This window comes from Bacillus sp. EKM501B (assembly GCF_011800505.1).
Lineage (GTDB): Bacteria > Bacillota > Bacilli > Bacillales > Bacillaceae_G > Bacillus_A > Bacillus_A cereus.
This window is the reverse complement of record NZ_JAALFZ010000002.1, coordinates 183,361-209,121: the sequence shown is the minus strand read 5'-3', so window position 1 is coordinate 209,121 and position 25,761 is coordinate 183,361. Positions and strand designations below refer to the sequence as shown.

The window sequence follows — 25,761 nt, the reverse complement described above, 5'->3', positions numbered from 1 at the left end:
GTTCCTTTTTTAGTGAAGGTTGTGTTTTTTGAGTATTTTCTTTTGCTCTATTCCTTTTTTTCCTACATAGTTATTTTTGTAGCCAAAGTATAGAATAAATAAAAATGAAACAACATTAACAATAGCGTCGATTTGATCGTTTGTAATAAAGTGTATGCCGAAAGAGGTAAATAATAATTTTAATGATAATAGAAAACCAGCTAGTAAACGCATAGCATCTGATAGATTCTCTTTTTGTAGCATATAGATTACTCCTTTCTATAAAAGTTATATTATATATATATATGAAATAGAGTAGAAAAGGTATACAAGCTTAAGCAGAAATGTACATTGCATATGTACATTTTTTATTTTGTAGAAAAACATTATTGATATAGAAACATATATTGGTATAAAAGGGGGAAAAGTATGAAACATAAAGGGAAAATTAGTGGATTATTGCTTGGCAATACTGTGGCAGTTACAGAATGGATTGCACTTCAGGATGTAATTGCAAAACTGGATTCACGATCATTTTATACCGTCTTTATTATTTATATATTGCAAATGATACTAAGTTATTATTTTGGACATTGGTACGATAAAAGAGCGAACGAGCGTATGGGTATGGAAGTAGGAGGAATGGCAAGCAATGATTTTGTTGTTGATTTTTTTGGGAAAGTAGCTGCTTTATCTGAAAGAGATTCTCGTAATATTACAGTGTACATTCTTTCTGTAAAAGAATGGGAAGGATTAAAAGACACGTTGCAAGAAAAAAAGTTGGGAGTATTAGTACAAAAATTAGAGAGTACCATTGTAAAGACAATTCGGAAGGGCGATGTTGTTACAAAGTGGGATGAAAATAAGTACGTTATTGTAGCAATTGATAATGGTCATGAAACATCAACAATAACAAAACGATTAATGAAAAATATTGAAAGTGAAATAGAAGGTGATTTACTCAGTGTCACTCTTTTATTTGGAGCAGCTAGCTATCCAGTAGAAGGAAAAACGTTTGAAGAACTGTTGAGAAAGTCGCAAAATCAATTGTACCAGTATAGAAATTTGCAAGAAAATGAGTGAAGCTTTGATTTGAAGATATATGATAGGAAGATGTTTTATTTGTAACATTTTTTTGACTTTTATTACAAAAAAACGCCACGTTTGTAATAAAAGTCTTTAAAAATATATGAAATAAGCATATAATTATGATGGTAGTGTCAATGCAATTTGCACAGTGTGTTTTATTTTAAAAGTGTAGAGGAAAGCAAGCTCTACACTTTTCCTTTTTAGGAAATGAAAAGAATATTTGTAAGTTGTTGCGAGATATCGATTGTACTGTGTAAAATGAACAAAGAGATTAATTGATAGAAAGCTGGAAAGGGAATGATAGACGTGAGAGCGGAGCGATCACCTTTTATCAGGTGAACTATTATAGTCTTATTAAGACTGAGGTGAAATTCCGTGGACATTAAAGTAATACATAGTGTAAACAGGCCTTAAAAAACACGAAGTAGTATACTTAAAGATGGATATGGAATTGCTAAATAATTCAAAAAGAATAATGTAATATCAAGTAATAATTTGTACAAACAATATTAATGATCTTCGTAAAAAAGATGCGAGTGTATAGAACAATTACATATTTTATAACTTTTTTATATTACACGATGGTCGTTTATAAGTAGGAGGAAGAGATGTTGAAATATAGTAAATTAGCAATTGTAACTGCATTATCAATGATTTTATTAGCCGGTTGTTTCGGTCCGAAACCAGAAGAAGAATTATATGTAGCGTTTGAAAACGCTGCTAAACAAGAAAAAACAATGTTTGAAGATGCAAAAAAACTTGAGACTTTAGAGAAAGAAGGACAAGAATTATATAACCAGATTGTTCAAGAAGGAAAAGATAATAATCAAACTGTTAAAGAAAAACTGAATCAAGCAGTGAAAAATACAACTGAACGAGAAAAAGTGCTTGCAAAAGAAAAAGAAGTTTTAAATAAAGCGCAAGAAGAAGTGAAGTCAGCTGATAAGTATGTGAAGAAAATTGAAGATAAGAAATTGAAAGATCAAGCTGATAAAGTGAAAAGCACGTATGAGAAACGACACGATTCATTTAATAAAATGTATGACAGCTATGACAAATCTTTAAAACAAGAAAAAGAGTTATATACAATGTTACAAGATAAAGGTACTAAATTAAAAGATATTAGTGAAAAAGTAAAAGTAGTAAATCAATCTTATAAGGATATTGAGTCAGAAAAAGATAAATTTAATGAATTCACAAAGTCTTATAATACAGAAAAAGTAGCTTTTTATAAACAAGCAAATATTAAAATTAAAGAAGAGAAAAAATAAAACAGTTTGGCCTACACTTGGCCAAACTGTTTTATTTTTTTGTATAAGTACGACTATACCATGGAACAGGTTCACTTAATTTTTTTTCTTGTTTTAATGCTTCAGGACCAATATAATCTTGAATTGTTTTTTTTGCCACTGTTAAAGATAAGGTTGTTTTCGGATTTCGATAGGAGGATTCAAGATGACCAAGATGCGGTAGAATTCGAAAATCTTCTTTCGTAGGAGGGATGTGGAAAAAATAATCGCCTAAACGTATAAGGACATCAGATTGTTGTTGGCTAAAACGTGGGTTTCTAGAAAAATGTAATCCTTCTTTAATTGCTTTTTTTTCAGCAATCAAACGTTCTAAAGCTGTCTTTTTTAACCAGTATAAATATTTAGGATTAGTAGCTGCTTTAGCATGACGATTCACAACGAAAATAGATTGAGCTAGTCGATTAATAGAATGTTGGTTTTGTAATTGAGATTGTGGTTGTGAAGGTTTCATATTGAATCTCCTTTCAATTTTTCATTATTATACCATAAATAAAATAGGTATTTATTATACGCAAAAAGTGATTGTATATATTTTCAATATTAAAGCAATATTGTTACAAAAAACAACTATTTTGTATAATAGTAATAGAATATGTTTTTGAAATTTGATAATGAAAGAGTGAGAAGTTTGAAAGAAATATTAAAACAACAGTATGCCATTATAGATATTGGATCTAATACAATGCGTTTAGTTATTTATGAAAAGCAAAATGGAGGTTTTTATAAAGAGATTGAAAATACGAAAGTTGTTGCTAGGTTAAGGAATTACTTAATTGATGGTGTGTTGAATGAAGAGGGAATAGAAGTATTATTACAGACATTATTTCAATTTCAAGAAAGTACAAGATTCCATCAGTTGCATCATGTACTTTGTGTTGCAACAGCAACAATTAGACAGTCGGAGAATCAAGAGGAAATTAAAAAGCTTGTTGAAGGACAAACGGACTTTACTCTTAGAGTATTATCAGAGTATGAGGAAGCGCGTTACGGATACTTGGCGGTTATGAATTCTACATCGTTTTCAGAAGGAATAACGGTAGATATCGGCGGGGGAAGTACAGAAGTTACATACTTTAGAAATAGAGAGATTTTAGAGTACCATAGTTTTCCATTTGGGGCACTTTCTTTAAAGCAACAATTTATTAAAGGGGATATTCCTACTAAAGATGAGTTAGAGGGAATGCAACAGTATTTAGAGTTTCAATTTCGAACGTTACCATGGTTAATCAATAAGAAATTGCCTCTTATTGCAATTGGTGGTAGTGCTAGGAACTTAGTGAAAATCCATCAAAATTTAATATGCTATCCTATAGCAGGATTACATTTATACAAGATGAAAGAAGAAGATATTGAAAGTGTAAAAGATGAATTGGAAAAATTGTCGTACATAGAACTTCAGAAATTGGAAGGATTGGCAAAAGATCGAGCAGATACGATTATTCCAGCGGTTGAAGTATTTCATACACTTGTTAATGTTATAGAGGCACCGGCATTTGTATTAAGTAGAAAAGGGTTAAGAGAAGGTGTTTTCTATGAAGAGTTGACAAAAGATTTGGGGATTTCATATTATCCGAACGTAGTTGAAGAAAGTCTGCATTTACTATCACATGAATACGAAATGGACATGGAATTTGTTATTCAGCTTATTAAACATGGAAGACTAATTTGCAAACAACTTGAGGAAATAGGGCTTATTTCTATGTCAGTAAAAGACTGGGAAGTGTTCCATCAAGCAGCGAAAGTATTTAATATAGGCAAATATATAGACGAAGAAGCAAGTCGTTTACATACGTTTTATTTATTAGCGAATAAGACAATTGATGGCATGATGCATAAAGATCGAGTAAGGCTAGCGCTTATTGCATCGTATAAATCAAAAATGTTATTTAAACAACATTTATCTCCATTTGAAGGTTGGTTTGATAAAAGCGAACAAAAAAAAATCCGCCTGTTAGGAGCTGTTTTACAATTTTCAGCTACTTTAAATGTAAGGCAACGATCGCTTATTGATACCATATCTATAACAGAAAACGAAGAAGGATTAACATTTAAAGCTTTATGTGAACAATCGGCATTAGCGGAAAAAGTGCAGGCTGAAAAACAAAAAAAACAGTTAGAAAGAGTGTTAAAAACGAATATTAACTTGTTATTCGAACTAAAACATTAGGTTGTACGGATGTCTTTACAAAAAATTTACACTTTATAATATTGTAATTTGCTAAAATAAAAGTAACTAAATTATAGTGAAAAAGTTTCAAGGGGAAGTGTGAAGAGAATGGAATTATTGAAGGGGAATGCAGTAAATTTAAATGATACAGCTTATTACAATAATCGAGAGTTAAGTTGGTTAGCATTTAATGAACGTGTCTTACAAGAAGCGCAAGATGCAAATAATCCACTTTTGGAAAGATTGAAATTTATTAGTATTTTTAGTTCGAATTTAGATGAATTTTTTATGGTACGTGTAGCGGGATTAAAGGATCAAGTGAGTGCTGGATTTAATCAGCCAGAAAATAAAGCTGGCTTAACACCAAAAAAGCAATTAAATAAAATTGCGATAAAAGCCCATGCACTAATGACAGTACAATATGATACATTTAAAAATTATGTATTACCAGCGCTTGAGTTAGAGGGAATTGAACGTTTAACATTCAATGATTTGACGAAAGAGCAGCGAGAATTTATAGAAGAGTATTTTGATGAGCAAATTTTTCCGGTGTTAACTCCTGTAGCTATTGATGCATATCGCCCATTTCCAATGTTATTAAACAAAAGTTTGAATTTGGCTACTCTTTTATATGATGAGAAGCAAGCGGAAGAGGAAAACAGGACGAAGTTAGGAATTGTGCAAGTTCCTTCATTACTTGAGCGCTTCATAATTTTACCGAGCGAAGGGCAAAAGCATAAATTTATTTTATTAGAAGACGTAATTAGTAGCTTTACTCATAAATTATTTACGGGATATACAGTATCATCTGTTACTCGTTTCCGTATTACACGCAATGCAGATTTAACGATTCATGAAGAAGGTGCGAGAGATTTATTAAAGGTAATTGAAAAAGAATTAAAAAAGCGTAAGTGGGGGGCTGCTGTTCGTTTAGAAGTTGGGAAAGAACACATTGATGAAAGAGTACTAGCGTTATTATATGAGGTTCTGGAAGTAAAAGATGAAGATGTATATATAATGGATGGTCCATTAGATTTAACATGTTTGTTTTCTTTATATAAAAAACTAGCTCCTTTATATGAACATCTTGTATATCCGGCTCTTATTCCGCAACCACCTCAAGATTTAGGTGATGAAGAAGATGTATTTGAAAAAGCAATTGAGCATGATATTTTATTACATCATCCTTTTGAATCATTTCAGCCGGTAGTTGATTTTGTCCGTGATGCGGCGGACGATCCGAATGTACTTGCGATTAAACAAACGTTATATCGTGTAAGTGGTGATTCACCGATTATTCAGGCGTTAAAGATAGCGGCTGAAAAGGGAAAACAAGTGACAGTATTAGTTGAATTAAAGGCAAGATTTGATGAAGAAAACAATGTTCATTGGGCTAAAGAATTGGAACAGGCAGGCTGTCATGTTATTTACGGTGTAAGTCACTTGAAAACACATAGTAAAATTACATTAGTTGTAAGAAGAAAAAACGGAAAAATCGAAAGGTTCGTACATCTCGGAACTGGAAACTATAATGATGCAACAGCGAAGTTATATACTGATTTTGGATATATTACATCAAGAAAAGACTTTGGGGTTGATGCAACCAATTTCTTTAATTATTTAAGTGGTTATACAACAAAGCCACATTTTCATCATTTATCGGTTGCTCCATTTGATATAAGAGAGCAATTTATAGATTTAATAGATGAAGAAATCCGTTATCATAGGCAATATGGAAATGGATATATTATCGCTAAGATGAATTCATTAACAGATAAACCATTAATTAAAAAAATGTACGAAGCATCACAAGCTGGAGTAAAGGTAGAGCTCATTGTTCGAGGGACATGTTGTTTAAGACCTGGCATTCCAAATGTAAGTGAAAATATTCGTGTAGTTAGTGTTGTTGGAAGATACTTAGAGCATAGCCGTATTTATTATTTCCATCATAATGGGGAGGAGAAAATATATTTATCTTCAGCTGATTTGATGACGCGAAATATGGAGAAGCGAGTGGAAATATCTTTCCCGATATTAGATATTGAAATGAAGGCACGAATTAAGGCGATTTTACAGCTTACATTAGCTGATAATGTGAAAACACGTGAACAAAATAAAGATGGTGATTACTATTATGTTATTAATAGTAGTACAGAAGAAATTGATAGCCAAGTGAAGTTGTTTAAGATGGCATATCAAAATACAGACGCTGAATAATGAAAAAAGTAAAAACCTCTTATGTCAATAAGAGGTTTTTACTTTTTTCTACTCATATGCTCCAAAAATGGAAGGATGAGTAGAAACAATAGTTTTATTATAAGCGTGTAATGAGATGGCTCGTTGAGAGAATAATATTTGAAAGAATCGTTATTTTAACTTAGTAATAGTATGGTTGCTGACATGGTCCACCGTAACAAGGATAAGGTGCTGGCGGCGGGAAAGGTGGTGGATAAGGTGGATAAAATGGTCGAGGGCCGAAAGCTAATGCTCCACCGAGCAATCCACCAGCAATTCCAGCTAGAAAGGGAACGCCAAAAAACGGGAAGAAGCGTGAGTCGCCTACTGGACCAATAGGTGCTGAACGGACTGGAATTGGTTGATAATATGGATACATGAACATACCTCCTTTATTGGACTCACTTTTATCATATGGTAAACAAAACGTGGATGAGCGCGTACAAGAAAGGATATGTAAGAAAATAGGCGAATTATTACGAATGTTGGAGTGTGAAAATTGTGATTTCAGGTTTTGACATAAAGCGAAATGGGACACGTGTTCTTCCCAGGCCTCGATTGACATAGAGAGTTAAATCCTGAATTGTATAGAAGCCTTCAATATAGTCTTTGGCGAGTGAAGGTGTAATAATAGCTCCTAAAAAAGGAATTTGTACTTGTCCGCCGTGACTATGACCAGAAAGTTGCAAGTTGATTGGATATTTAGAAACTTTGGGCGCGATATCTGGTTCGTGAACAAGAACAATGTTATAAGTACTTTGCCGTGCATGCTCTAATGTTTTCTCTATTTTTGGTTTGCCTAATAGTATATCATCGAGACCGAAAATAGAAATTTCACTATTATCCATTAGATGAATTCTTTTTTCACTATTGAGCAATAGCTCAAATCCTGATTCACGCATGATGTGCTCATAGTATTCAGTTCCATATCCACCGTGATCATGGTTACCATAAATAGCGAATTTACCAAAGGGGGCTTGTATATTTTTTAAAATGGATGCAACGAAAGGAGTGTCAGTATACGTTTGATAATTATCAATGAGATCTCCGGTAAAAAGGACAATATCTGGATTTACAGCATTAATTTTAGAAACAACTTTAGATAAATGTTGAAGCGAGAAATAGTATCCGAGATGTAAATCGCTGAATTGAAGAATTTTCATACCATGAAAACTTTTTGGGATGAGTTGTGATTTTAATGTGTGCTGTGTAAAAGAAATGAAATGGGGCTCTATATATTTAGCATAGTAGTATCCGATGCTACTGGTTATAAATGAATAGAGACAAGTACGCATACCAATTTTTAAAAAATTTCTTCTTGTAATGTGCTTCATAAAAATATGAGTATACCTCAATGTTTTCATTCCATTTATAGGCTACTCAAATCTCCTTTCAGTTTATTTAAAATATACTTTACATAATAAAAAGTAGTATAGATTACGAAAAAAAATGAATAAAAAGAAAGTTCTTTACGCTAAAATATCAGAAAAGTTTAAAAATATAAAGATTTCTATTAAATAAAGTGATAAAATGAATGTGTATTCATTTTTTGGAGGGGATGTATGTGAAAGAAAAGGTAGTTATTATAACAGGTGGATCGAGTGGAATGGGAAAAGGAATGGCGACTCGTTTTGCAAAAGAAGGGGCACGAGTTGTTATTACAGGACGTACAAAGGAAAAACTAGAGGAAACAAAGTTGGAAATTGAACAATTTCCAGGGCAAGTATTACCTGTACAAATGGATGTAAGAAATACGGATGACATTCAGAAAATGATTGAACAGATTGATGAGAAGTTTGGTAGAATTGATGTTTTAATAAATAATGCAGCTGGAAACTTTATTTGTCCAGCAGAAGATTTATCTGTGAATGGCTGGAATTCAGTCATTAATATTGTATTAAACGGTACGTTTTACTGTAGTCATGCTGTCGGAAAATATTGGATTGAAAAAGGTATAAAAGGGAATATCATTAACATGGTAGCAACATATGCATGGGATGCTGGTCCAGGAGTTATTCATTCGGCTGCAGCGAAGGCAGGAGTATTAGCGATGACGAAGACGCTCGCTGTTGAGTGGGGACGTAAATATGGAATACGAGTTAACGCTATCGCGCCAGGACCAATTGAACGTACGGGCGGTGCTGATAAATTATGGATTTCAGAAGAAATGGCTAAACGTACGATACAAAGTGTTCCGCTTGGAAGGCTGGGTACGCCAGAAGAAATCGCTGGTCTAGCTTATTATTTATGTTCAGATGAAGCTGCGTACATAAATGGAACTTGCATGACAATGGATGGAGGACAACATTTACATCAATATCCATTTTAAAAGGGATAAAAAAATGAATATTTGATTCATTTTTTTATGGCTAAATGTGACGGAATTGTGACATATGAAAGAAAAGTGTTTACAAGAGGTCATATATACGTTATATTTAAGACCTCTTTTTTCTTCATAGTAGAATTGCTAATTCCCCTTAGCATTTTACCCCTCTAATCCCTTCAGGAAAACTGAAGGGATTTTTTATTATTTTTCCGTAAATATCATGTTATAATTTTTGAAAAGTAAAGGGAGGGAAGCACGTTGATAGATGCATTAGATGTAATGAGTAACTTGGATAAAGTCCTTCCTTATTATCAAGCTATTTTTAGTGCTGATGAGCATACTGTAATTGGATACGAAGTAGTAGGACGTATTCAAACAGAAGAGGGCATACAAAGTTTAGCTTCTTTCTTTCACGATGATTCGATTCCAAGTGAATTTCAACTGGAAGCGGATAATATTATAGTAGAAAAAGCTTTAAATCGTTATTTAGAAAGCGATCAAAAATTATTATTATTTATACATCGGAATGCTAATGTATTAATGAATGATGATGATGAAAGCTTGCTTCAACTTTTATTGAGGTATGAAGAACAAGGTTTAAATTTAAAACAAATTGTTTTAGAGATTACAGAACATGAATGTAAAGAAGATATAGAGCAATTTAATCATTTGCTTATGTATTATCGTACATATGGTATTCAAATTTCGATTAATAAAGTCGGAACGGGCACAAGTAATTTAGAGCGTATTAGCGTGTTAGCACCTGATATTTTAAAAGTAGATTTAACGAACTTAAGGCAAACAGCACTTTTACAATCTTATCAAGATATTTTATATTCTTTATCATTACTTGCTAGAAGAATTGGTGCAACTTTGTTATATGAAGAAATAGATGCTTTTTATCAACTGCAATATGCTTGGAAGAACGGCGGAAGATATTATCAAGGTAATTATTTGAAAGAATGTTTACCTGATTTTATTGAAACGAATGTTTTGAAAGAGCGACTAGGTAATGAATGTCATCAGTTTATTCAGCATGAAAAGAAGAAGTTACAAAAAATTTATAATTTAACAGAGATGTTACGCGATCGCATTGGCGATGTTTTATCAAAACAAAAAAAGAATGAAGATATAAATGATTGGTTATTACAATTTAGTCAAAGTGTATCACAGTGTAGTTTTCGTATATTTATTTGTAATGAAGATGGTTTCCAACAATCAGGAAATGTTATGAAAAAAGATGGAGAATGGATTGTGATGCCGGATTATTATATGAAGAACTGGAGTTGGCGCCCGTATTTTCTCGAGAATATCATGAAAATGCGTTTTGAGAATAAGGCGAGGCTTTCAGATTTATATGCAGATATTGAAACGGGAGAAATGGTACGAACATTTTCTTTCCCGATTGATGATGACAACTTTTTATTTATAGATTTATCTTATGAATATTTATATGAAGAAGATGTTTTATTTTAATGCACGAAGAGATTCGTGCATTTTTTGTTTGTTTTTATCATAAATTGGTAATAGTGAAAATGGTGATGAAAATGCTGTCTATCGTTGTAAAGATTTTACGAACGAAATCTGTCCTGTCTTTGCATAATCATTGTTACAATGAATACTACAAAGACAAGTTCTTTTAAAAGGAAGGTGAAAAAATGAGGAAATATGGAATATGGCTTGTTCTATTTGTATGTGTTGCCTTTCTAGTTGGTTATAGTGTTACGACTGTTTTAGGAAAAGAGGAAGTGGAAGTCGATCGGAAAGAAGTATTTACAACGATACAAAAAGGCTATGAAACCCAGTTTTCAATTCGTGGGAAGCATTTGCCGATGAATAAGATGATAGAGACGTTATCACCGTATTTTACAGATAATTTCCTTCAAGTATTTACAGATGAAAATAGTAGAAGTGATAAACAAAGTGGTGAATATTTACTTCCGGCAAAAGAAGCACCGTTTTCTTTTAATTCAGAAACGAAAATGTCGTATGATGAAGAACATAAAAATTTATATGTATATGAGCGGACAAAAAGTGGACAGTATCAAATTGTAACATTGAAAAGGGATCAAGATAAATGGAAGCTAGCAGGATATCATGAAAGTCAGGAACTTTTAACTGAAATAAAAAGGTTGCAACAATTATAAAGTGAAACTTTTAATCAGTGGGAGGGATTACTCTTCCATCTAACTTCTTTGCTGTAGCTAAATTTGGGGTAGGAGTTTTACTACCCACAAATAGCGGGATAAGAATAGGAATAGGTATTTACCTATTCCTATTCTATATTGAGTAGTTGTTGTAACTTTTCAATTTGAAACCCTGCAACTACTTCGCCATCAATTACGACTGTTGGAGTTGAATAAGAATCATAGTCGTATAAAAGACGATTGCGAGCAGCAGCGTCTTTTTTTACGTCAAATTCTTCATATGCAACGTTATTATGCTTCAAAAATTCTTTCACAATAACACAGGGCGGACAATCGGGTTGTGTATAAACCTCAATTTTTTTCATTGTTATTCCTCCTTTTTTCTGTTTTTTATTATATTCTTCCAGTATAAAAACCGCAATAAAGAAGGGGAAATATGTTCTTTCTGTTTTTTCCTTCGCATTTCGACAAATTTTTAGTTGAGTTTCTGGCCAATAACCTTTATCCTAGAGTGTGGAACATTTTTTCTGTTATGACGGATAGAATGAGTATAGCTGTAAAACCTATTGGTAGGAAGATCAGAGAAAGGAGAGATTTCATGTCTCTACTCCAAGGAATTTTAACTCGACTTGTTAGTCTACAAGAACAAGCTGAAAGCGGTGAAGTAGCACAACGCTATTTTGAAGTGAACGGTGAGCGCAAATGTAGCGTGAAATTTTTCGATAAAAGTGAAATGTATGAGTTAGAAGTGTATCAACAAGGTGAAAAACCTCAAGTGTATCAATTCGATAATATCGACATGGTTGCAATTGAGATTTACGATATCATTTCTTGATACATATAAAAAAGGTACTGCCATGTGGCAGTACCTTTTTTAGTTCTATTACTTTCTAGTGGAATGTATAGAAGTTTTTTATTTTTCCTACAATGGTATTAAAATGAAATTTTAATCCGTGCAAGTTTGCTTATCCATGTGGAAAATGAGTCCCGTCAACCGGGTGAATATGTGAAGCTAAACTTCTCACAATCGCTGGGTTCTGCAAATAGCGGGAGAAATATAACTAGGAGGTTATCGTATGGAACGTTTACCAGTTGTGATTTGTCCTAATTGTCAAAGTTCTGCTGAGATTATTCATGTATTAACGGCTCAATCTAATCAAAATGTAATTTATACGTGCCAAGTTTGTCACTTTGTAATTCGAAATATTGAAACGAATAAAGGATAGGAAGTTATAATTTTAGTTTTTGTCCCATACAATGAGAATACGAAAAGTCTGTCTAATTGAAAGGACGTGACTCTGTGGACGGTGCACATAAATTTTACAATGTTTCAGAGAGACATTTAAATTTTGATATGGTCTTTAACCGTATTTGTAGTTTCATTGAAAAGGATCCGCGAAATTTATATCGATTATCCATTGGGACAGACTCACAAGCGCATCAAAAGGATACGAGGTTTATTACAGCAATCCATATTCATCGTGTTGGAAAAGGTGCCTGGGGCTGTTTACACCATAGATCAGTAAAAGATAAGCCGGCAACCTTACGTGAGAAAATATATTTAGAAACGCAGTTTAGTCAAGAAATCGCATGTCTATTTACGCCTACTCATATACAAACAATATGGGAGTTATTGCATCCTTATGCTCAAGATGGGGCTGGATTCATAATGGAAATTCATTTAGACATTGGGAATGATGGTTTAACAAAAGAATTTATTTTAGATATGACAGAAAAAATTCGAGCGATGGGATTAACTGCAAAAATTAAGCCAGATGCTTATGCGGCGTTTAGCTATGCAAATCGATATACGAAATGATTTTTTTTGTATGTATACGATTGCTACATATCTTTTAATAAAAACTGAATATTACATCTATTAAATAGGTTGAATTTTTTATATAATAAGAGTAACGATGCGAGTGTAAGGAGAGGGGTATATGCAAAGGGAAGTTGTTTTAACGAAGGAAGAAGAAAGTTTACTACTAGATATTTTATTTCAGCAAAATTACGCAAGTGAAATTTTAGCTGTGGAACTTACAGATATTGAGAATGGTTTGAAACAGACAGATGTGATGCAATATAAAAAAATCACAAGGTTATTTTACAGATTAAAAAATAAAGGGTATTAAGCGCTACCGGAATGGTAGTCTTTTTTTTGTGCTGTATGCTAAAATAGCTGTGTGATTGTATTTTTATTGAAATAAATTTAGGACAAAATAATAATATGAAAACGCTGTCATAAAATGTGAATAGAGTTGTGAACATAAGCAGGAAAAAGGGAAAATGGGGGATGTAATATGATTAGTATTCCGAAAGACGAATTTCAACAAATTCTTGTGAAGGATTTAATGATTTCATCGGAAAAAGTAGCTCATGTCCAAATTGGAAATAGTTTAGAACATGCTTTACTCGTTCTTGTGAAATCTGGATATTCGGCGATACCTGTCTTAGATCCAATGTATAAACTACATGGTTTGATTAGTACTGCCATGATATTAGATGGTATGTTAGGATTAGAACGTATTGAGTTTGAAAGACTCGATGATATGAAAGTAGAGCAGGTGATGAAAGAAGATATACCTGTTCTTAAATTAGACGATTCATTTGCAAAAGCTTTAGAAATGACAATTGATCATCCTTTTATTTGCGCTGTTAATGAAGAAGGCTATTTTGAGGGGATTTTAACACGTCGGGCTATTTTAAAATTGTTGAATAAGAAAGTAAGGCAACATAATCGATAACGTAAGAAAAGTGACTTCATAGAAACGAAGAAGTCACTTTTTTTTCGTGCATATCACTTGTGTATGTATTATATTTAAAAAGACATAAAACATAAGGAAAGTTTGCGCTGGACAATTGTATTTTCTGAATGAAAGCATTCGGGTAAATTAAGGATGAAAAGCTTATTGAAATAAGGTGTATGGAAGCTAAGGAAAGAGGGAGAAAGTTGCAAATTGATGATTTTCAAATGATGGTTGTGTTAGCTCAGGAATCAAATATGAGAAAAGCGGCGGAACGTTTATTTGTTTCCCAACCTGCGCTGAGTCAACGATTACAATCTATGGAGAAACAATGGGGAATGAAGTTTTTTATTCGCTCACAAAAAGGATTGACAATTACACCTGAAGGGGAAAAAGTTGCAAATTATGCTAAAGAAATGTTGCAAAGGGAAGAAGATATAAAAAGTGAGCTAGCTGTTTTCAGAACGGAAACTCATGGAACGTTAAAAATAGCTGTTGCATCAGTTATTGGTCAATATTGGCTCCCTCCTGTTTTGAAAAAGTTTGTGCATAAATATCCTTCTGTCAAGATATCGCTGTTTACTGGATGGAGTAGTGAAGTGCAAAAGCAGTTTTATGAAGGAGACGTTCATGTTGCTATACTGAGGGGAACACAAGAATATAAAGGTCAGAAGCAACAATTATTTGAAGATGAACTGTATTTAGTTGATAAAGAAATAAAAGATATTTCGATGTTAAAAGAAACAAATAGGCCGTTCATTCAATTTAAAAGTGATTCGACTTATTATGGACAAATACAAAATTGGTGGTATGGTTTATTTTCTAATCCGCCTAAGCGAACGATTGTAGTTGACCAAATTGAAACATGTAAACAACTTGTTTTAAATGGTATAGGTTATGCCCTTTTACCTTCTACTGTTTTAAAGGAAGTACAGGAAAATATGTATAAAACACCTGTTCAACTGACGAGAGAAACATGGTTGTTAACAAGTGACTCGGCAAGGCAGTTGAAGCAAGTACAAGCATTTTTAGAAATTATAGAAGAAATTCAAAGGGAAAAATAAGATTATTATCTTGCTACTCGCTCTTTCGTTTGGTAGAGTAACATTATAAATGGATTTAGGAGGCAACAAGAATGAAAATGATGGACGCTAACGAAATTATTTCGTTTATTCAAAAAAGTGAAAAGAAAACTCCTGTAAAGGTATACATAAAAGGGGATTTAAAAGAAGTAACATTCCCTGAAACAGTACAAGCATTTGTGAATAAAAAGTCAGGTGTATTATTCGGAGAATGGTCTGAAATTAAGACAATTCTTGATGAGAATAATAAGCACATCGTTGACTACGTTGTAGAAAACGATCGTCGTAATTCTGCAATCCCGATGCTTGATTTAAAAGGTATTAAAGCTCGCATCGAGCCAGGTGCTATTATTCGTGACCATGTTGAAATTGGTGACAACGCTGTAATTATGATGAATGCAACAATTAACATTGGTGCTGTAATTGGTGAAGGTTCTATGATCGACATGAACGCAGTACTTGGTGGACGTGCAACAGTCGGTAAAAACTGTCACGTAGGTGCAGGTGCTGTACTTGCAGGTGTTATTGAGCCACCTTCTGCAAAACCAGTTATCGTTGAAGATGATGTAGTAATCGGTGCAAACGTGGTTGTTTTAGAGGGTGTTACAGTAGGGAAAGGTGCAGTCGTAGCAGCAGGAGCTGTTGTAACAGAAGATGTGCCTCCATACACAGTTGTTGCAGGTACTCCAGCACGTGTAATTAAAGAAATTGATGAGAAGACAAAAGCAAAAACAGAAATTAAACAAGAGCTTCGTCAATTAAACCCAGAGAAATAAAAAGTAAAAAAAGCGTAAGAGCGTAAATGGGCTCTTACGCTTTTTATAGATAGAGGTGCAAAAATGACAGTAAGCAAATTTATCCAAATTCGTAGAGATTTACATAGAATTCCAGAAATCGGATTTAAGGAATGGAAAACACAACAGTATATTTTAGATTATATAGGAACACTTTCTCATGAATTTGTGGAAGTGAAGACATGGAAAACGGGTGTAATCGTTAAAGTAAATGGAAAAAATCCCGAAAAAATAATAGGTTATCGTGCAGATATAGACGGTTTACCAATTACAGAGGAAACTGGATACGAGTTTGCTTCTATTCATGAAGGAATGATGCATGCATGTGGCCATGATGTACATACAACAATCGGTTTAGGCCTTCTAACGAAAGCTGTGAGCGAAAGAATAGATGATGACCTTGTATTTCTATTCCAGCCAGCAGAAGAAGGACCAGGCGGTGCTCTTCCTATGTTAGAAAGTGAAGAGTTAAAAGAATGGAAACCAAATATAATTCTTGGTCTTCATATTGCACCAGAATACGCTGTGGGGACAATTGCAACGAAAGAAGGACTGTTATTTGCCAATACTTCAGAATTATATATTGATTTAAAAGGGAAAGGTGGCCATGCTGCCTATCCGCATACTGCAAATGACATGATTGTTGCAGCGAGTCACCTTGTTACACAGCTTCAATCCGTTATTAGTCGCAATGTAAATCCTCTTGATAGTGCAGTAATTACAATCGGGAAAATTACAGGTGGTACGGTTCAAAATATTATTGCAGAAAAATCTCGTTTAGAAGGAACGATTCGAACATTATCAGTGGAATCAATGAAGCGTGTGAAAAGCAGAATTGAGTCAATTGTTGCAGGTATCGAAGCTTCTTTCCAGTGTGAGGCGATTATAGATTACGGAGCAATGTATCATCAAGTATATAACCATGAAGAGTTAACGAGAGAGTTTATGGAATTTGTACATAAACAAACTGATATGAATGTTATTACATGTACTGAGGCAATGACGGGTGAAGATTTTGGTTATATGCTTCGAGAAATCCCTGGATTTATGTTTTGGCTTGGAGTAAATTCAGAATATGGTTTACATCATGCAAAATTAAAACCAGACGAAGAAGTGATTGAAAAGGCAATCACATTTTTAAGCCAATATGTAAAGTGGAAAGGGAATAGAAAATAAAACTTCCGCTCTCTTGAAGGTTCCAAAAAACTTTTTGTTCTGAGGTGTAAGTAACGCTCGTATAGATTGATTTTAGACATTTACATACAAATGGAAGAATTAAAGTTAATTGTACTGTTTTAATAATGAGCAGGGGGTTTAGCCACTGCTCATTATTAATTATTTGACTAACTTATATATGTTTACTTTTAGTATGAAAAGTGTGTAAAATCAATGTGAAACATAGAAAAAAGGGTGGGGAATTACGTGCAAATTAGCAGTGCGATTTTATGTTTCGTCTTATATGCGTATGTTATTATTGCGGCGGTTTATTTTGGGATAAGTTTTTATGCCTATCGTCTAGTAGATAATAATGAATATGACGAAACATACAAATGGGTGAAGAGATATTTATCACCTGTACTAGAAATTATGAATGGGTTTGTGCTCTTTTTATTTATTGGATTAATTGCTTTCTCAACGAGTTTAGTAGGGAATAAAACTACGTTATTTGTATTGGGTATCATTATTTTTATGTTGTTAGGAATAAGGATTGGTAATACGGTCTTTTGGAATGAAAGAAAAGTAGATGGTTGGACGGGAATGTTAATTCCGTGCATGTTAGCTGCAATCGTGACAAATATAGAGCATGAATATTATCAATTACATTTTTGGCTTATTATCGTTTTAACAATTCTTTCTGTTTTGTATATAAGCACAGTAGTACTAACATATATTGCACATGAAAAAGGAGATGTTAAAGGCACTCGTTTCTTTAGAGGACGGGCATTATTTTGGAGTGTGCCGACGATGGCAGTTATCGCGCTTATTGCAATATTAGTAAATGGATATCAATTTTCTAATTGGCAACTATTTTTAGAAAATTGGTGGATCTTTATCTTTTCGTTTATTGCTTTTTTAGGTGCAACGCATTATTTATTCCATCAACATCATTACATATGGGCGTTGTTATTTGCATTCACACAGCTTCTATTTGCCTTTTTTGGTCAAGAAACATTATTATTCGTTTTTGAAACATTTAGTTCTTTTGGAAATATATTTGTATTTGCTATGCTACTTGTTGGTATCGCTTTTTACTTGCAACAATATTTTTATATACAAAAACAAAAATAAGAGCTAATCATAGTTTTTGTGACGCATATAAAGTGTGTTACACTGAAAATAAATAGTACTTGAAGTTATTGGAGGAATTCTTGTGGGTGAGAAAGAAAAAGAATTTGCTGTCATTGGACTTGGTCGCTTTGGTGGAAGTATTTGCCGAGAACTAGCTCAATTAGGTATGGAAGTAATGGCAATCGATTCAGATGAGGATAAAATTAATGAATTTGCAAATATAGCTTCGCATGCTGTAATTGCAGATTCAACAGATGAGATGGTATTAAAAAGCCTTGGTATTCGAAATTTTGATCACGTAGTCGTTGCTATTGGAGATAATTTAAATTCAAGTATTTTAACGACTTTGATTTTGAAAGAGTTGGGTGTAAAAAATATTACTGTAAAAGCTCAAAATGATTATCATGAAAAAGTGTTAAGTAAAATAGGTGCAGATCATATTGTGCATCCAGAACGTGATATGGGAAAAAGGATTGCTAATAATATTGCATCAAGCAATGTGCTAGACTACCTTGAGCTTTCAGATGAGCATAGTATTGTAGAGATTATTGCGAATAAAAAAATTGATGGGCACTCTTTAATTGAATTAGATATTCGTGCGAAGTTTGGATTGAATATTGTAGCAATTAAACGAGGCAAAGAAGTTATCGTATCCCCTCGAGCTACGGAGAATATTCAAGCAGGAGATATATTAATTGTCATTGGTCATGACGATGAAGTGGATCGATTTAAACACTTTTTAAGATAAGAGAAAAGAAAAGGACAATGCCTTCATGGCATTGTCCTTTTTCTTATATTTCCATAATGATTGGTAAAATCATTGGACGACGTTTCGTTTTCTCATATAGGAATGGGGCTAATGTGTCTGTAATTTCATTTTTAATTTCAGACCATTGTGTTGTTTTACGCTCCATTACTTTTTCTAAATGAGTTGTAATTAATGTTTGTGCATCATTGATTAAATCGCTGCTTTCACGCATGTAAACGAAACCGCGTGAGATGATATCAGGTCCTGCTGCAACTTTAAATTCTTTCATATCAATGCTTACAACTACAATTACAAGTCCTTCTTCAGAAAGGATACGACGATCGCGTAATACGATATTGCCAATATCTCCAATACCGTTTCCATCAATGTAGACCGAACCAGATGGGATTTTTCCAGCTACGCTAGCTTCATCCGAACGTAAAGCAAGAACATCGCCATTATCCATAATGAAGCAATTTTCTTCAGGGATGCCACAATCATTTGCTATGTTCATGTGCATACGCTGCATACGATATTCACCATGAATTGGCATGAAGTACTTCGGTTTAATTAGACGTAACATTAACTTTTGTTCTTCTTGTCCACCGTGTCCACTTGTATGGATATTTGAAAGTTTCCCGTGAATTACATCAGCGCCAGCGCGGTACAACATGTTAATTGTACGACTTACGCTAATTGTATTTCCTGGAATTGGTGAAGAAGAGAAAACAACTGTATCTCCAGGAATAATTTGAATTTGGCGGTGTGTACCATTTGCAATACGTGAAAGTGCTGCCATCGGTTCACCTTGACTACCTGTACATAAAATAACAACTTTATTAGCTGGTAAGCGGTTTAGTTGAGATGCATCTATGAATGTATCTTTCGGGCAACGAATATAACCAAGGTTTTGTCCAATTTCAATCGCTGCTTCCATACTTCGACCAAACACAGCTACTTTACGGTTGTTTTCAACAGCAGCTTCAACAACTTGTTGTAAGCGGTGGATATTTGATGCAAAGGTTGCGAATATAATCCGTCCTTCTACTTTACGAAAAATGTCTTGAATGCTATCACCAACGCGACGCTCAGACATAGTAAAGTTTGGAACTTCACTGTTCGTACTATCAGATAATAGACATAGTACGCCATCTTTACCGATTTCAGCCATTTTTGTTAAATCAGCTGGTTCACCAACTGGTGTGAAGTCAAATTTGAAGTCACCTGTATGAACAACTTGACCTTGAGGTGTTTTCACAACAACGCCGTACGAATCTGGAATACTGTGAGTTGTACGGAAGAAGGATACAGACGTTTTTTTGAATTTAATAACGTCATCTTCTTGAATCTCGTAAAGTTTTGCTTTACGAAGTAAGCCGTGTTCTTCTAATTTGTTTTTGATGAGTGCAATTGCTAATTTTCCGCCGTAAATCGGAATGTTCACTTGACGTAATAGGTAAGGGATTCCGCCGATATGATCTTCGTGACCATGTGTAATGAATAACCCTTTAATTTTATCTTCGTTTCGCACAAAATAAGTGTAGTCTGGTATTACATAATCGATCCCGAGAAGTTCGTCCTCTGGAAATTTAATTCCAGCATCAATTATAATAATTTCATCTTGAAATTGAACAGCGTATGTATTTTTACCGATTTCACCAAGCCCACCGAGAGCAAATACAGCAACTTGGTCGTTTTTTAGAAATTTCATATCGCTATACGATTTCCGCTAATGTTAAATCAGCGTTTTCTTTTTCATATTCAAGATGAGCGCCAGTAACAGACTGAACAAACTCGATATTATATGCGAACTTATTTAACTTTGTACGAACATCCTTTTCAGACGTAGCCTCTAAATATAAAACTTTTGTATTTTCACGTACTGGAACCTCAGTTAATTTTTCTTGATAAAATACTTTAAAAATCATTTGGAAAACCTCTCCTTGTCTATGTTTTGCATTATCTGTTACTTATTATAAAGCAAACAGTCACGATTTTCATGTTTTTTCGAATGAGAATGAAGAAAAAGCCCGAAATGGGCACAATTTAAGCGATTGTCTTTTTACGGACTAGACCGTTTAAATAACGCTTGAGCTTTTTCTTCAGCTTCTTCAGCATGATTACTCCTTCCTTTCCTTATTTTAAACATGCCTATTACTAGTGAAAACTCTATCTCTGATATAAGAGATAGGACAAAAGTGAATGGTGAATCTTGTCCTTTCCCATACAGTGAAAGTTATTCTATAGTAACGATCAGTAGCCGTTAGTTATAGGTATAGTATGAGGAAGAATGGAAAAGAAAATTCATCCGAACAAGTATCTACATGTTTTACTAATATATATATGCAAAGTTTACAAATAAGGTCAGAAAGGGAACGCTTTCTTCACAGATGTTTAATATGTTATACTTTTTTTTAGAATTTGAAAAGTGATATTCAAAATAGGAATATAGAGTCCCAGAAAGGATTTTGACAAATGAATGATAAAATTGTCTTTTTTGATATTGATGGAACATTATTAGATCATGATAAAAAAATTCCGCAATCTACACGAGATGCAGTAAAACAGTTACAAGAAAAAGGTGTACATGTAGCAATTGCGACAGGGCGCGCGCCATTTATGTTCGAAGATATTCGCAGGGAACTTAATATACATAATTATGTTAGTTTTAATGGACAATATGTTGTCTTTGAAGATGAGGTAATATTTAATAATCCGTTACATCCAGATGCTTTACATAGGTTTACTCAGTTTGCAAAACAAGAAGGATATCCACTTGTATATCTTGACCATCAAGATATGAGAGCATCAGTGGAATATCATGATTATGTGAAAGAAGGCTTTGGAAGCTTAAACTTTGAGCATCCAGCATATGAGCCTAATTTTTATGAGGAACGTAATATTTATCAAACACTACTTTTTTGTGAAGTAAATGAAGAGGAAAAGTTTATTAATCATTATCCAGATTTTCATTTTATTCGTTGGCATGCATATTCAATGGATATCATTCCGAATGGTGGTTCTAAGGCAAAAGGAATTGAGAAATACATTGAAAAGTTAGGTTTTAATCGTGATCAAGTGTATGCATTTGGAGATGGCTTAAATGATTTAGAAATGATCGAAGCCGTTGGCACAGGTATTGTGATGGGAAATGGCCATGAAGACTTGAAAAAACTTGCAAATCATGTGACAAAGGATGTTAATGAAGACGGTATATATCATGGACTAAAGTGGGCTGGATTGCTATAAGTGAATATGGAACCCATTTCATAATAAAAAGGCGGAAGATTAACTTCCGCCTTTTTATTATTATCGCTCTAGAGGTTTGGAATCATCAGGAGCGGCAAAAGGATTTTCTTTATTGATATGGTCATAGAACATAACGCCATTTAAATGATCAATCTCGTGTTGGAATACGATTGCTGGTAAACCTTTTAAACGCAATTTTACTTCTTCTCCGTTAATAGAAGTTGCTTTTACTGTAATTCTTGTATAACGAGGAACATAACCAGGTACTTCGCGGTCTACAGACAGACAGCCTTCACCACCCTGTAAATATGTACGTTCAACAGAATGGCTAATGATTTTTGGATTGAATAATGCATGGCTATATAATGTACCATCCGCATCGGTTACATGAACTGCAATCATTTTTTTTGAAACACCGATTTGCGGAGCCGCTAATCCGATTCCAGGGCGTAAACTATATTTTTCAGCCATTTCAGGATCTTGGCTATTTATTACGAATTCAATCATTTCTTTTAAGGTAGTTGTATCTTCTTCGCTTGCCGGTAATGACACCTCTTCTGCAACGTTGCGCAAAATAGGATCTCCTTCGCGAATAACATCTTTCATTGTAAGCATATGTAATCTCTCCTTTCCTCTTTAGTCTACCAAAGGAGATGGAAAAAGTCATCGGCAAGAAAGGGAAGGCATTTTGGAAATTGTTCTATTATAGAGTAGTTATGTATGTGATAAAAAGAAAAAGACGGCAAAGCCGTCTTTTTCTTTCCATAGTTGTTTCGTTTTACATTAGCGAATGCAAGCAGCACCAACGATAATTAAAAGAATAAACAACACAACGATTAAGGCGAAGCCGCGTCCAGACCCGCCACAAGAACCGCCATAACCGTAGGAAGGATATGAACAAGTTGGATAGCAATATGAGTATCCGTACATGAGATGACCTCCTTTATCATTTCCCGCTAATACTGCGGTTACTATAATGTATGGAAGAGAGGGTAGAAATGTATAGGTATTTACCTAAAAAAGGAAGAGTAGTTTGTATATTTTTGTTACGAAGAGAGAAAAACTAAAGAGAATTAAATCGTTTACATATTATTCTAAGAGAAAAAATAAGTGAAAAAGGGAATAATATAACAGTAGGTCAATGCTTACTAATACAGATGTAAAAAATAAAAACACGTTTGTGTAGTAGAAACCTGCATATTATTTATAAAAAAACGTATTCAAAGTAATTGACATCGTAATTAGAATAGTTGTAAACTAAAAAACGTGATCAAGATTGTATTAATATGTTTCTGAAAAAACATTAGTACAGATTGTTAGGTACACAAAATTATTCTCAACCGACATACAAACATGTTGGTTTACATCGTTGCGCTTTTTAAACTGGAAAATAGCCAGTGAAAGCGTTTCAGAATATGGTTCAAGAGAGGAAGAGGTGAACGGAATGGGTACTAAAACAAAAAAGACCCTATTTAATGTTGATGAGCAAATGAAAGCTATCGCAGCTCAATTTGAAACATTACAAATTTTAAATGAAAACGGTGAAGTTGTGAATGAAGCAGCTATGCCTGAATTATCTGATGATCAATTAAAAGAATTAATGCGTCGTATGGTGTATACTCGCGTATTAGATCAACGTTCTATTTCTTTAAACCGTCAAGGACGTTTAGGTTTCTACGCACCTACAGCTGGACAAGAAGCTTCTCAATTAGCAAGTCATTTCGCACTTGAAGCAGAAGACTTCATCTTACCAGGATACCGTGATGTACCACAATTAGTATGGCACGGATTACCATTATACCAAGCATTCTTATTCTCTCGTGGACACTTCATGGGTAACCAAATGCCTGAGAATGTAAATGCATTAGCTCCACAGATTATTATCGGTGCGCAAATCATCCAAACTGCTGGTGTTGCGTTAGGTATGAAACTACGTGGTAAAAAATCTGTTGCAATTACTTACACTGGTGACGGTGGTGCTTCACAAGGTGACTTCTACGAAGGTATGAACTTTGCAGGTGCATTCAAAGCTCCAGCAATCTTCGTTGTTCAAAACAACCGTTATGCAATCTCTACTCCAGTAGAAAAGCAATCTGCAGCTAAAACTGTAGCACAAAAAGCAGTAGCAGCAGGTATTTACGGAATTCAAGTAGACGGTATGGATCCATTAGCTGTATACGCAGCAACTGCTTTTGCTCGTGAGCGCGCAGTAAATGGCGAAGGCCCTACTTTAATCGAGACTTTAACATTCCGTTACGGTCCACATACAATGGCTGGTGATGACCCAACTCGTTACCGTACAAAAGATATCGAAAACGAATGGGAACAAAAAGACCCAATCGTACGCTTCCGTAAGTTCTTAGAAGCTAAAGGCCTATGGTCTCAAGAAGTTGAAGAGACAGTAATCGAAGAAGCAAAAGAAGATATCAAACAAGCAATTGCTAAGGCTGACCAAGCTCCAAAACAAAAAGTAACTGATTTAATGGAAATCATGTACGAAAAAATGCCTTACAACTTAGCTGAACAATATGAAATCTACAAAGAAAAGGAGTCGAAGTAAGCCATGGCTCAAATGACAATGATTCAAGCAATCACTGATGCTTTACGCGTTGAAATGAAAAATGACCCTAACGTACTTGTATTTGGTGAAGACGTTGGTGTAAACGGCGGTGTATTCCGTGCTACTGAAGGTTTACAAGCTGAATTTGGTGAAGATCGTGTAATGGATACTCCACTTGCAGAGTCTGGTATTGGTGGACTTGCAGTTGGTCTTGCACTTGAAGGATTCCGTCCAGTTCCAGAAATCCAATTCTTCGGTTTCGTTTATGAAGTAATGGATTCAATTTCTGGTCAATTAGCTCGTATGCGTTACCGTTCTGGTGGACGTTGGACTGCTCCAGTAACAGTTCGTTCTCCATTCGGTGGTGGTGTTCATACTCCTGAACTACATGCTGATAGCTTAGAAGGATTAGTGGCTCAACAACCTGGTCTAAAAGTTGTTATTCCATCTACTCCATACGATGCTAAAGGTCTTTTAATCTCTGCGATTCGTGACAACGATCCAGTTATCTACTTAGAGCATATGAAATTGTACCGTTCATTCCGTCAAGAGGTACCAGAAGGTGATTACACAATTGATTTAGGTAAAGCTGATATCAAACGTGAAGGTACAGATGTATCTGTTATCGCTTACGGTGCTATGGTTCACGCTGCATTAAAAGCTGCTGAAGAACTTGAAAAAGAAGGTATCTCTTTAGAGGTTGTTGACTTACGTACAGTTCAACCATTAGATATCGAAACAATCATCGCTTCTGTTGAAAAAACAGGTCGCGTAGTTGTAGTTCAAGAAGCTCAAAAACAAGCTGGTATTGCAGCTAACGTTGTAGCGGAAATTAACGACCGTGCAATCTTAAACTTAGAAGCTCCAGTTGTACGTGTTGCAGCTGCTGATACAGTATTCCCATTCTCTCAAGCAGAGAGCGTATGGTTACCAAACCACAAAGATATTGTTGAAGCTGTAAACAAAGTAATGAACTTCTAATTTTTAGCTTTTCATGTGCAAAAGAAATCAGCACATGCTGGTTTCTTTTGTACATATTCCA

At 34.2% G+C, this 25,761-nt stretch carries 29 protein-coding genes; 20 read left to right on the top strand and 9 right to left on the bottom strand.

Going from position 1 to position 25,761, the window contains the following annotated elements; all coding sequences use genetic code 11:
- Positions 1-9: 9 nt before the first annotated feature.
- Positions 10-243, bottom strand: coding sequence for an SPP1 phage holin family protein (locus tag HFD78_RS05755; protein WP_000939446.1), 234 nt, complete (start codon positions 241-243; stop codon positions 10-12).
- 165 nt (positions 244-408) lie between these two features.
- Here HFD78_RS05755 and HFD78_RS05750 point away from each other — a divergent pair, with 165 nt between their 5' ends.
- Both HFD78_RS05750 and HFD78_RS05745 read left to right on the top strand, forming a co-directional pair.
- Complete coding sequence (locus tag HFD78_RS05750; protein ID WP_000680811.1) at positions 409-1,062, top strand: diguanylate cyclase domain-containing protein; 654 nt, start codon at positions 409-411, stop codon at positions 1,060-1,062.
- Positions 1,063-1,676: 614 nt separating this feature from the next.
- Positions 1,677-2,339, top strand: coding sequence for a YkyA family protein (locus tag HFD78_RS05745; RefSeq protein ID WP_000922482.1), 663 nt, complete (start codon positions 1,677-1,679; stop codon positions 2,337-2,339).
- A 31-nt stretch (positions 2,340-2,370) separates the two neighbouring features.
- On the opposite strand, the gene HFD78_RS05740 is transcribed toward HFD78_RS05745, so the two are convergent.
- The gene (locus HFD78_RS05740) at positions 2,371-2,829 is read right to left on the bottom strand and encodes a YkyB family protein (protein ID WP_000804862.1); all 459 of its coding nucleotides are present in this window, start codon (positions 2,827-2,829) and stop codon (positions 2,371-2,373) included.
- A gap of 141 nt (positions 2,830-2,970) precedes the next feature.
- Between HFD78_RS05740 and HFD78_RS05735 the strand changes: the two genes are divergently transcribed.
- Together HFD78_RS05735 and HFD78_RS05730 are read left to right on the top strand one after the other, a co-directional pair.
- The gene (locus tag HFD78_RS05735; protein WP_050552234.1) at positions 2,971-4,545 is read left to right on the top strand and encodes a Ppx/GppA family phosphatase; all 1,575 of its coding nucleotides are present in this window, start codon (positions 2,971-2,973) and stop codon (positions 4,543-4,545) included.
- A 108-nt stretch (positions 4,546-4,653) separates the two neighbouring features.
- Positions 4,654-6,762, top strand: a complete 2,109-nt coding sequence (locus tag HFD78_RS05730; RefSeq protein WP_000421677.1) for a polyphosphate kinase — start codon at positions 4,654-4,656, stop codon at positions 6,760-6,762.
- 160 nt (positions 6,763-6,922) lie between these two features.
- On the opposite strand, the gene HFD78_RS05725 is transcribed toward HFD78_RS05730, so the two are convergent.
- Both HFD78_RS05725 and HFD78_RS05720 read right to left on the bottom strand, forming a co-directional pair.
- Positions 6,923-7,159, bottom strand: a complete 237-nt coding sequence (locus HFD78_RS05725; RefSeq protein ID WP_000283738.1) for a hypothetical protein — start codon at positions 7,157-7,159, stop codon at positions 6,923-6,925.
- A 97-nt stretch (positions 7,160-7,256) separates the two neighbouring features.
- Positions 7,257-8,114, bottom strand: coding sequence for a metallophosphoesterase (locus tag HFD78_RS05720; RefSeq protein ID WP_033667426.1), 858 nt, complete (start codon positions 8,112-8,114; stop codon positions 7,257-7,259).
- A 230-nt stretch (positions 8,115-8,344) separates the two neighbouring features.
- Between HFD78_RS05720 and fadH the strand changes: the two genes are divergently transcribed.
- The 3 genes from fadH (at position 8,345) to HFD78_RS05705 (ending at position 11,253) form a co-directional block, all read left to right on the top strand.
- Positions 8,345-9,109 carry a 2,4-dienoyl-CoA reductase gene (fadH, locus tag HFD78_RS05715; protein ID WP_000660913.1) on the top strand — a complete coding sequence of 255 codons (765 nt, stop codon included), beginning with the start codon at positions 8,345-8,347 and terminating at the stop codon, positions 9,107-9,109.
- Positions 9,110-9,364: 255 nt separating this feature from the next.
- Entirely contained in the window at positions 9,365-10,582 is a 1,218-nt protein-coding gene (locus HFD78_RS05710; RefSeq protein ID WP_000564306.1) for an EAL domain-containing protein, read from the top strand.
- A gap of 182 nt (positions 10,583-10,764) precedes the next feature.
- Positions 10,765-11,253, top strand: coding sequence for a DUF3993 domain-containing protein (locus HFD78_RS05705; protein ID WP_001233804.1), 489 nt, complete (start codon positions 10,765-10,767; stop codon positions 11,251-11,253).
- A 128-nt stretch (positions 11,254-11,381) separates the two neighbouring features.
- Here the strand turns inward: HFD78_RS05705 and HFD78_RS05700 are convergent, their stop codons facing one another.
- Positions 11,382-11,618, bottom strand: a complete 237-nt coding sequence (locus HFD78_RS05700) for a glutaredoxin family protein (protein WP_000717875.1) — start codon at positions 11,616-11,618, stop codon at positions 11,382-11,384.
- A gap of 233 nt (positions 11,619-11,851) precedes the next feature.
- Here HFD78_RS05700 and HFD78_RS05695 point away from each other — a divergent pair, with 233 nt between their 5' ends.
- From HFD78_RS05695 to HFD78_RS05650, 10 genes are all read left to right on the top strand, one after another.
- Positions 11,852-12,088, top strand: coding sequence for a YkuJ family protein (locus HFD78_RS05695; protein WP_000055151.1), 237 nt, complete (start codon positions 11,852-11,854; stop codon positions 12,086-12,088).
- Between the two features lie 241 nt (positions 12,089-12,329).
- On the top strand, positions 12,330-12,479 hold the full coding sequence (locus HFD78_RS05690; RefSeq protein WP_000440540.1) for a hypothetical protein: 150 nt from the start codon (positions 12,330-12,332) through the stop codon (positions 12,477-12,479).
- A 74-nt stretch (positions 12,480-12,553) separates the two neighbouring features.
- Positions 12,554-13,072: a ribonuclease H-like YkuK family protein gene (locus HFD78_RS05685; protein WP_000348489.1), complete on the top strand. Its 519-nt coding sequence runs from the start codon at positions 12,554-12,556 to the stop codon at positions 13,070-13,072.
- A 121-nt stretch (positions 13,073-13,193) separates the two neighbouring features.
- Positions 13,194-13,385, top strand: coding sequence for an antirepressor AbbA (gene abbA, locus HFD78_RS05680; RefSeq protein ID WP_001188692.1), 192 nt, complete (start codon positions 13,194-13,196; stop codon positions 13,383-13,385).
- A gap of 168 nt (positions 13,386-13,553) precedes the next feature.
- On the top strand, positions 13,554-13,997 hold the full coding sequence (gene cbpB / locus HFD78_RS05675; protein ID WP_000623579.1) for a cyclic-di-AMP-binding protein CbpB: 444 nt from the start codon (positions 13,554-13,556) through the stop codon (positions 13,995-13,997).
- Positions 13,998-14,176: 179 nt separating this feature from the next.
- A complete protein-coding gene (locus tag HFD78_RS05670) occupies positions 14,177-15,061 on the top strand; it encodes a LysR family transcriptional regulator (RefSeq protein WP_001987174.1) in 885 nt (294 codons plus the stop codon).
- Positions 15,062-15,132: 71 nt separating this feature from the next.
- On the top strand, positions 15,133-15,855 hold the full coding sequence (gene dapD, locus HFD78_RS05665) for a 2,3,4,5-tetrahydropyridine-2,6-dicarboxylate N-acetyltransferase (protein WP_000783241.1): 723 nt from the start codon (positions 15,133-15,135) through the stop codon (positions 15,853-15,855).
- Positions 15,856-15,918: 63 nt separating this feature from the next.
- Entirely contained in the window at positions 15,919-17,049 is a 1,131-nt protein-coding gene (locus HFD78_RS05660; RefSeq protein WP_000218663.1) for an N-acetyldiaminopimelate deacetylase, read from the top strand.
- Between the two features lie 246 nt (positions 17,050-17,295).
- On the top strand, positions 17,296-18,162 hold the full coding sequence (locus HFD78_RS05655) for a cytochrome c oxidase assembly protein (protein ID WP_001167321.1): 867 nt from the start codon (positions 17,296-17,298) through the stop codon (positions 18,160-18,162).
- An 82-nt stretch (positions 18,163-18,244) separates the two neighbouring features.
- On the top strand, positions 18,245-18,910 hold the full coding sequence (locus tag HFD78_RS05650) for a potassium channel family protein (protein WP_000504032.1): 666 nt from the start codon (positions 18,245-18,247) through the stop codon (positions 18,908-18,910).
- A gap of 43 nt (positions 18,911-18,953) precedes the next feature.
- Here the strand turns inward: HFD78_RS05650 and rnjA are convergent, their stop codons facing one another.
- Positions 18,954-20,621, bottom strand: coding sequence for a ribonuclease J1 (rnjA, locus tag HFD78_RS05645; RefSeq protein ID WP_000670377.1), 1,668 nt, complete (start codon positions 20,619-20,621; stop codon positions 18,954-18,956).
- A 4-nt stretch (positions 20,622-20,625) separates the two neighbouring features.
- Positions 20,626-20,838 carry a DNA-dependent RNA polymerase subunit epsilon gene (locus HFD78_RS05640; RefSeq protein WP_000576435.1) on the bottom strand — a complete coding sequence of 71 codons (213 nt, stop codon included), beginning with the start codon at positions 20,836-20,838 and terminating at the stop codon, positions 20,626-20,628.
- A gap of 547 nt (positions 20,839-21,385) precedes the next feature.
- Between HFD78_RS05640 and HFD78_RS05635 the strand changes: the two genes are divergently transcribed.
- Complete coding sequence (locus HFD78_RS05635; RefSeq protein ID WP_000998279.1) at positions 21,386-22,159, top strand: Cof-type HAD-IIB family hydrolase; 774 nt, start codon at positions 21,386-21,388, stop codon at positions 22,157-22,159.
- A gap of 60 nt (positions 22,160-22,219) precedes the next feature.
- Here the strand turns inward: HFD78_RS05635 and def are convergent, their stop codons facing one another.
- Together def and HFD78_RS05625 are read right to left on the bottom strand one after the other, a co-directional pair.
- Positions 22,220-22,774 (bottom strand): peptide deformylase, encoded by a 555-nt coding sequence (gene def / locus HFD78_RS05630; protein WP_000957048.1) that lies wholly within the window; start codon positions 22,772-22,774, stop codon positions 22,220-22,222.
- Between the two features lie 168 nt (positions 22,775-22,942).
- The gene (locus HFD78_RS05625) at positions 22,943-23,089 is read right to left on the bottom strand and encodes a YjcZ family sporulation protein (RefSeq protein ID WP_000274562.1); all 147 of its coding nucleotides are present in this window, start codon (positions 23,087-23,089) and stop codon (positions 22,943-22,945) included.
- Between the two features lie 514 nt (positions 23,090-23,603).
- On the opposite strand from HFD78_RS05625, the gene pdhA reads away from it, so the two are divergent.
- Together pdhA and pdhB are read left to right on the top strand one after the other, a co-directional pair.
- Positions 23,604-24,719, top strand: a complete 1,116-nt coding sequence (pdhA, locus tag HFD78_RS05620) for a pyruvate dehydrogenase E1 component subunit alpha (protein WP_000536895.1) — start codon at positions 23,604-23,606, stop codon at positions 24,717-24,719.
- A gap of 3 nt (positions 24,720-24,722) precedes the next feature.
- Positions 24,723-25,700 (top strand): pyruvate dehydrogenase complex E1 component subunit beta, encoded by a 978-nt coding sequence (gene pdhB / locus HFD78_RS05615; RefSeq protein ID WP_000068168.1) that lies wholly within the window; start codon positions 24,723-24,725, stop codon positions 25,698-25,700.
- Positions 25,701-25,761: the final 61 nt, after the last annotated feature.

Bases quoted from the DNA above. Each gene is read 5' to 3' on its own strand.
- abbA (WP_001188692.1), top strand. From the start codon at position 13,194: ATGCAAAGGGAAGTTGTTTTAACGAAGGAAGAAGAAAGTTTACTACTA.
- HFD78_RS05640 (WP_000576435.1), bottom strand. From the start codon at position 20,838: ATGATTTTTAAAGTATTTTATCAAGAAAAATTAACTGAGGTTCCAGTA.
- HFD78_RS05750 (WP_000680811.1), top strand. From the start codon at position 409: ATGAAACATAAAGGGAAAATTAGTGGATTATTGCTTGGCAATACTGTG.
- HFD78_RS05700 (WP_000717875.1), bottom strand. From the start codon at position 11,618: ATGAAAAAAATTGAGGTTTATACACAACCCGATTGTCCGCCCTGTGTT.
- HFD78_RS05695 (WP_000055151.1), top strand. From the start codon at position 11,852: ATGTCTCTACTCCAAGGAATTTTAACTCGACTTGTTAGTCTACAAGAA.
- HFD78_RS05660 (WP_000218663.1), top strand. From the start codon at position 15,919: ATGACAGTAAGCAAATTTATCCAAATTCGTAGAGATTTACATAGAATT.
- HFD78_RS05740 (WP_000804862.1), bottom strand. From the start codon at position 2,829: ATGAAACCTTCACAACCACAATCTCAATTACAAAACCAACATTCTATT.
- HFD78_RS05735 (WP_050552234.1), top strand. From the start codon at position 2,971: ATGTTTTTGAAATTTGATAATGAAAGAGTGAGAAGTTTGAAAGAAATA.
- HFD78_RS05725 (WP_000283738.1), bottom strand. From the start codon at position 7,159: ATGTATCCATATTATCAACCAATTCCAGTCCGTTCAGCACCTATTGGT.
- HFD78_RS05635 (WP_000998279.1), top strand. From the start codon at position 21,386: ATGAATGATAAAATTGTCTTTTTTGATATTGATGGAACATTATTAGAT.
- HFD78_RS05670 (WP_001987174.1), top strand. From the start codon at position 14,177: ATGGAAGCTAAGGAAAGAGGGAGAAAGTTGCAAATTGATGATTTTCAA.
- rnjA (WP_000670377.1), bottom strand. From the start codon at position 20,621: ATGAAATTTCTAAAAAACGACCAAGTTGCTGTATTTGCTCTCGGTGGG.
- cbpB (WP_000623579.1), top strand. From the start codon at position 13,554: ATGATTAGTATTCCGAAAGACGAATTTCAACAAATTCTTGTGAAGGAT.
- HFD78_RS05625 (WP_000274562.1), bottom strand. From the start codon at position 23,089: ATGTACGGATACTCATATTGCTATCCAACTTGTTCATATCCTTCCTAC.
- def (WP_000957048.1), bottom strand. From the start codon at position 22,774: ATGCTTACAATGAAAGATGTTATTCGCGAAGGAGATCCTATTTTGCGC.
- HFD78_RS05720 (WP_033667426.1), bottom strand. From the start codon at position 8,114: ATGAAGCACATTACAAGAAGAAATTTTTTAAAAATTGGTATGCGTACT.
- pdhA (WP_000536895.1), top strand. From the start codon at position 23,604: ATGGGTACTAAAACAAAAAAGACCCTATTTAATGTTGATGAGCAAATG.
- HFD78_RS05745 (WP_000922482.1), top strand. From the start codon at position 1,677: ATGTTGAAATATAGTAAATTAGCAATTGTAACTGCATTATCAATGATT.
- dapD (WP_000783241.1), top strand. From the start codon at position 15,133: ATGAAAATGATGGACGCTAACGAAATTATTTCGTTTATTCAAAAAAGT.
- HFD78_RS05755 (WP_000939446.1), bottom strand. From the start codon at position 243: ATGCTACAAAAAGAGAATCTATCAGATGCTATGCGTTTACTAGCTGGT.
- HFD78_RS05690 (WP_000440540.1), top strand. From the start codon at position 12,330: ATGGAACGTTTACCAGTTGTGATTTGTCCTAATTGTCAAAGTTCTGCT.
- pdhB (WP_000068168.1), top strand. From the start codon at position 24,723: ATGGCTCAAATGACAATGATTCAAGCAATCACTGATGCTTTACGCGTT.
- HFD78_RS05730 (WP_000421677.1), top strand. From the start codon at position 4,654: ATGGAATTATTGAAGGGGAATGCAGTAAATTTAAATGATACAGCTTAT.
- HFD78_RS05705 (WP_001233804.1), top strand. From the start codon at position 10,765: ATGAGGAAATATGGAATATGGCTTGTTCTATTTGTATGTGTTGCCTTT.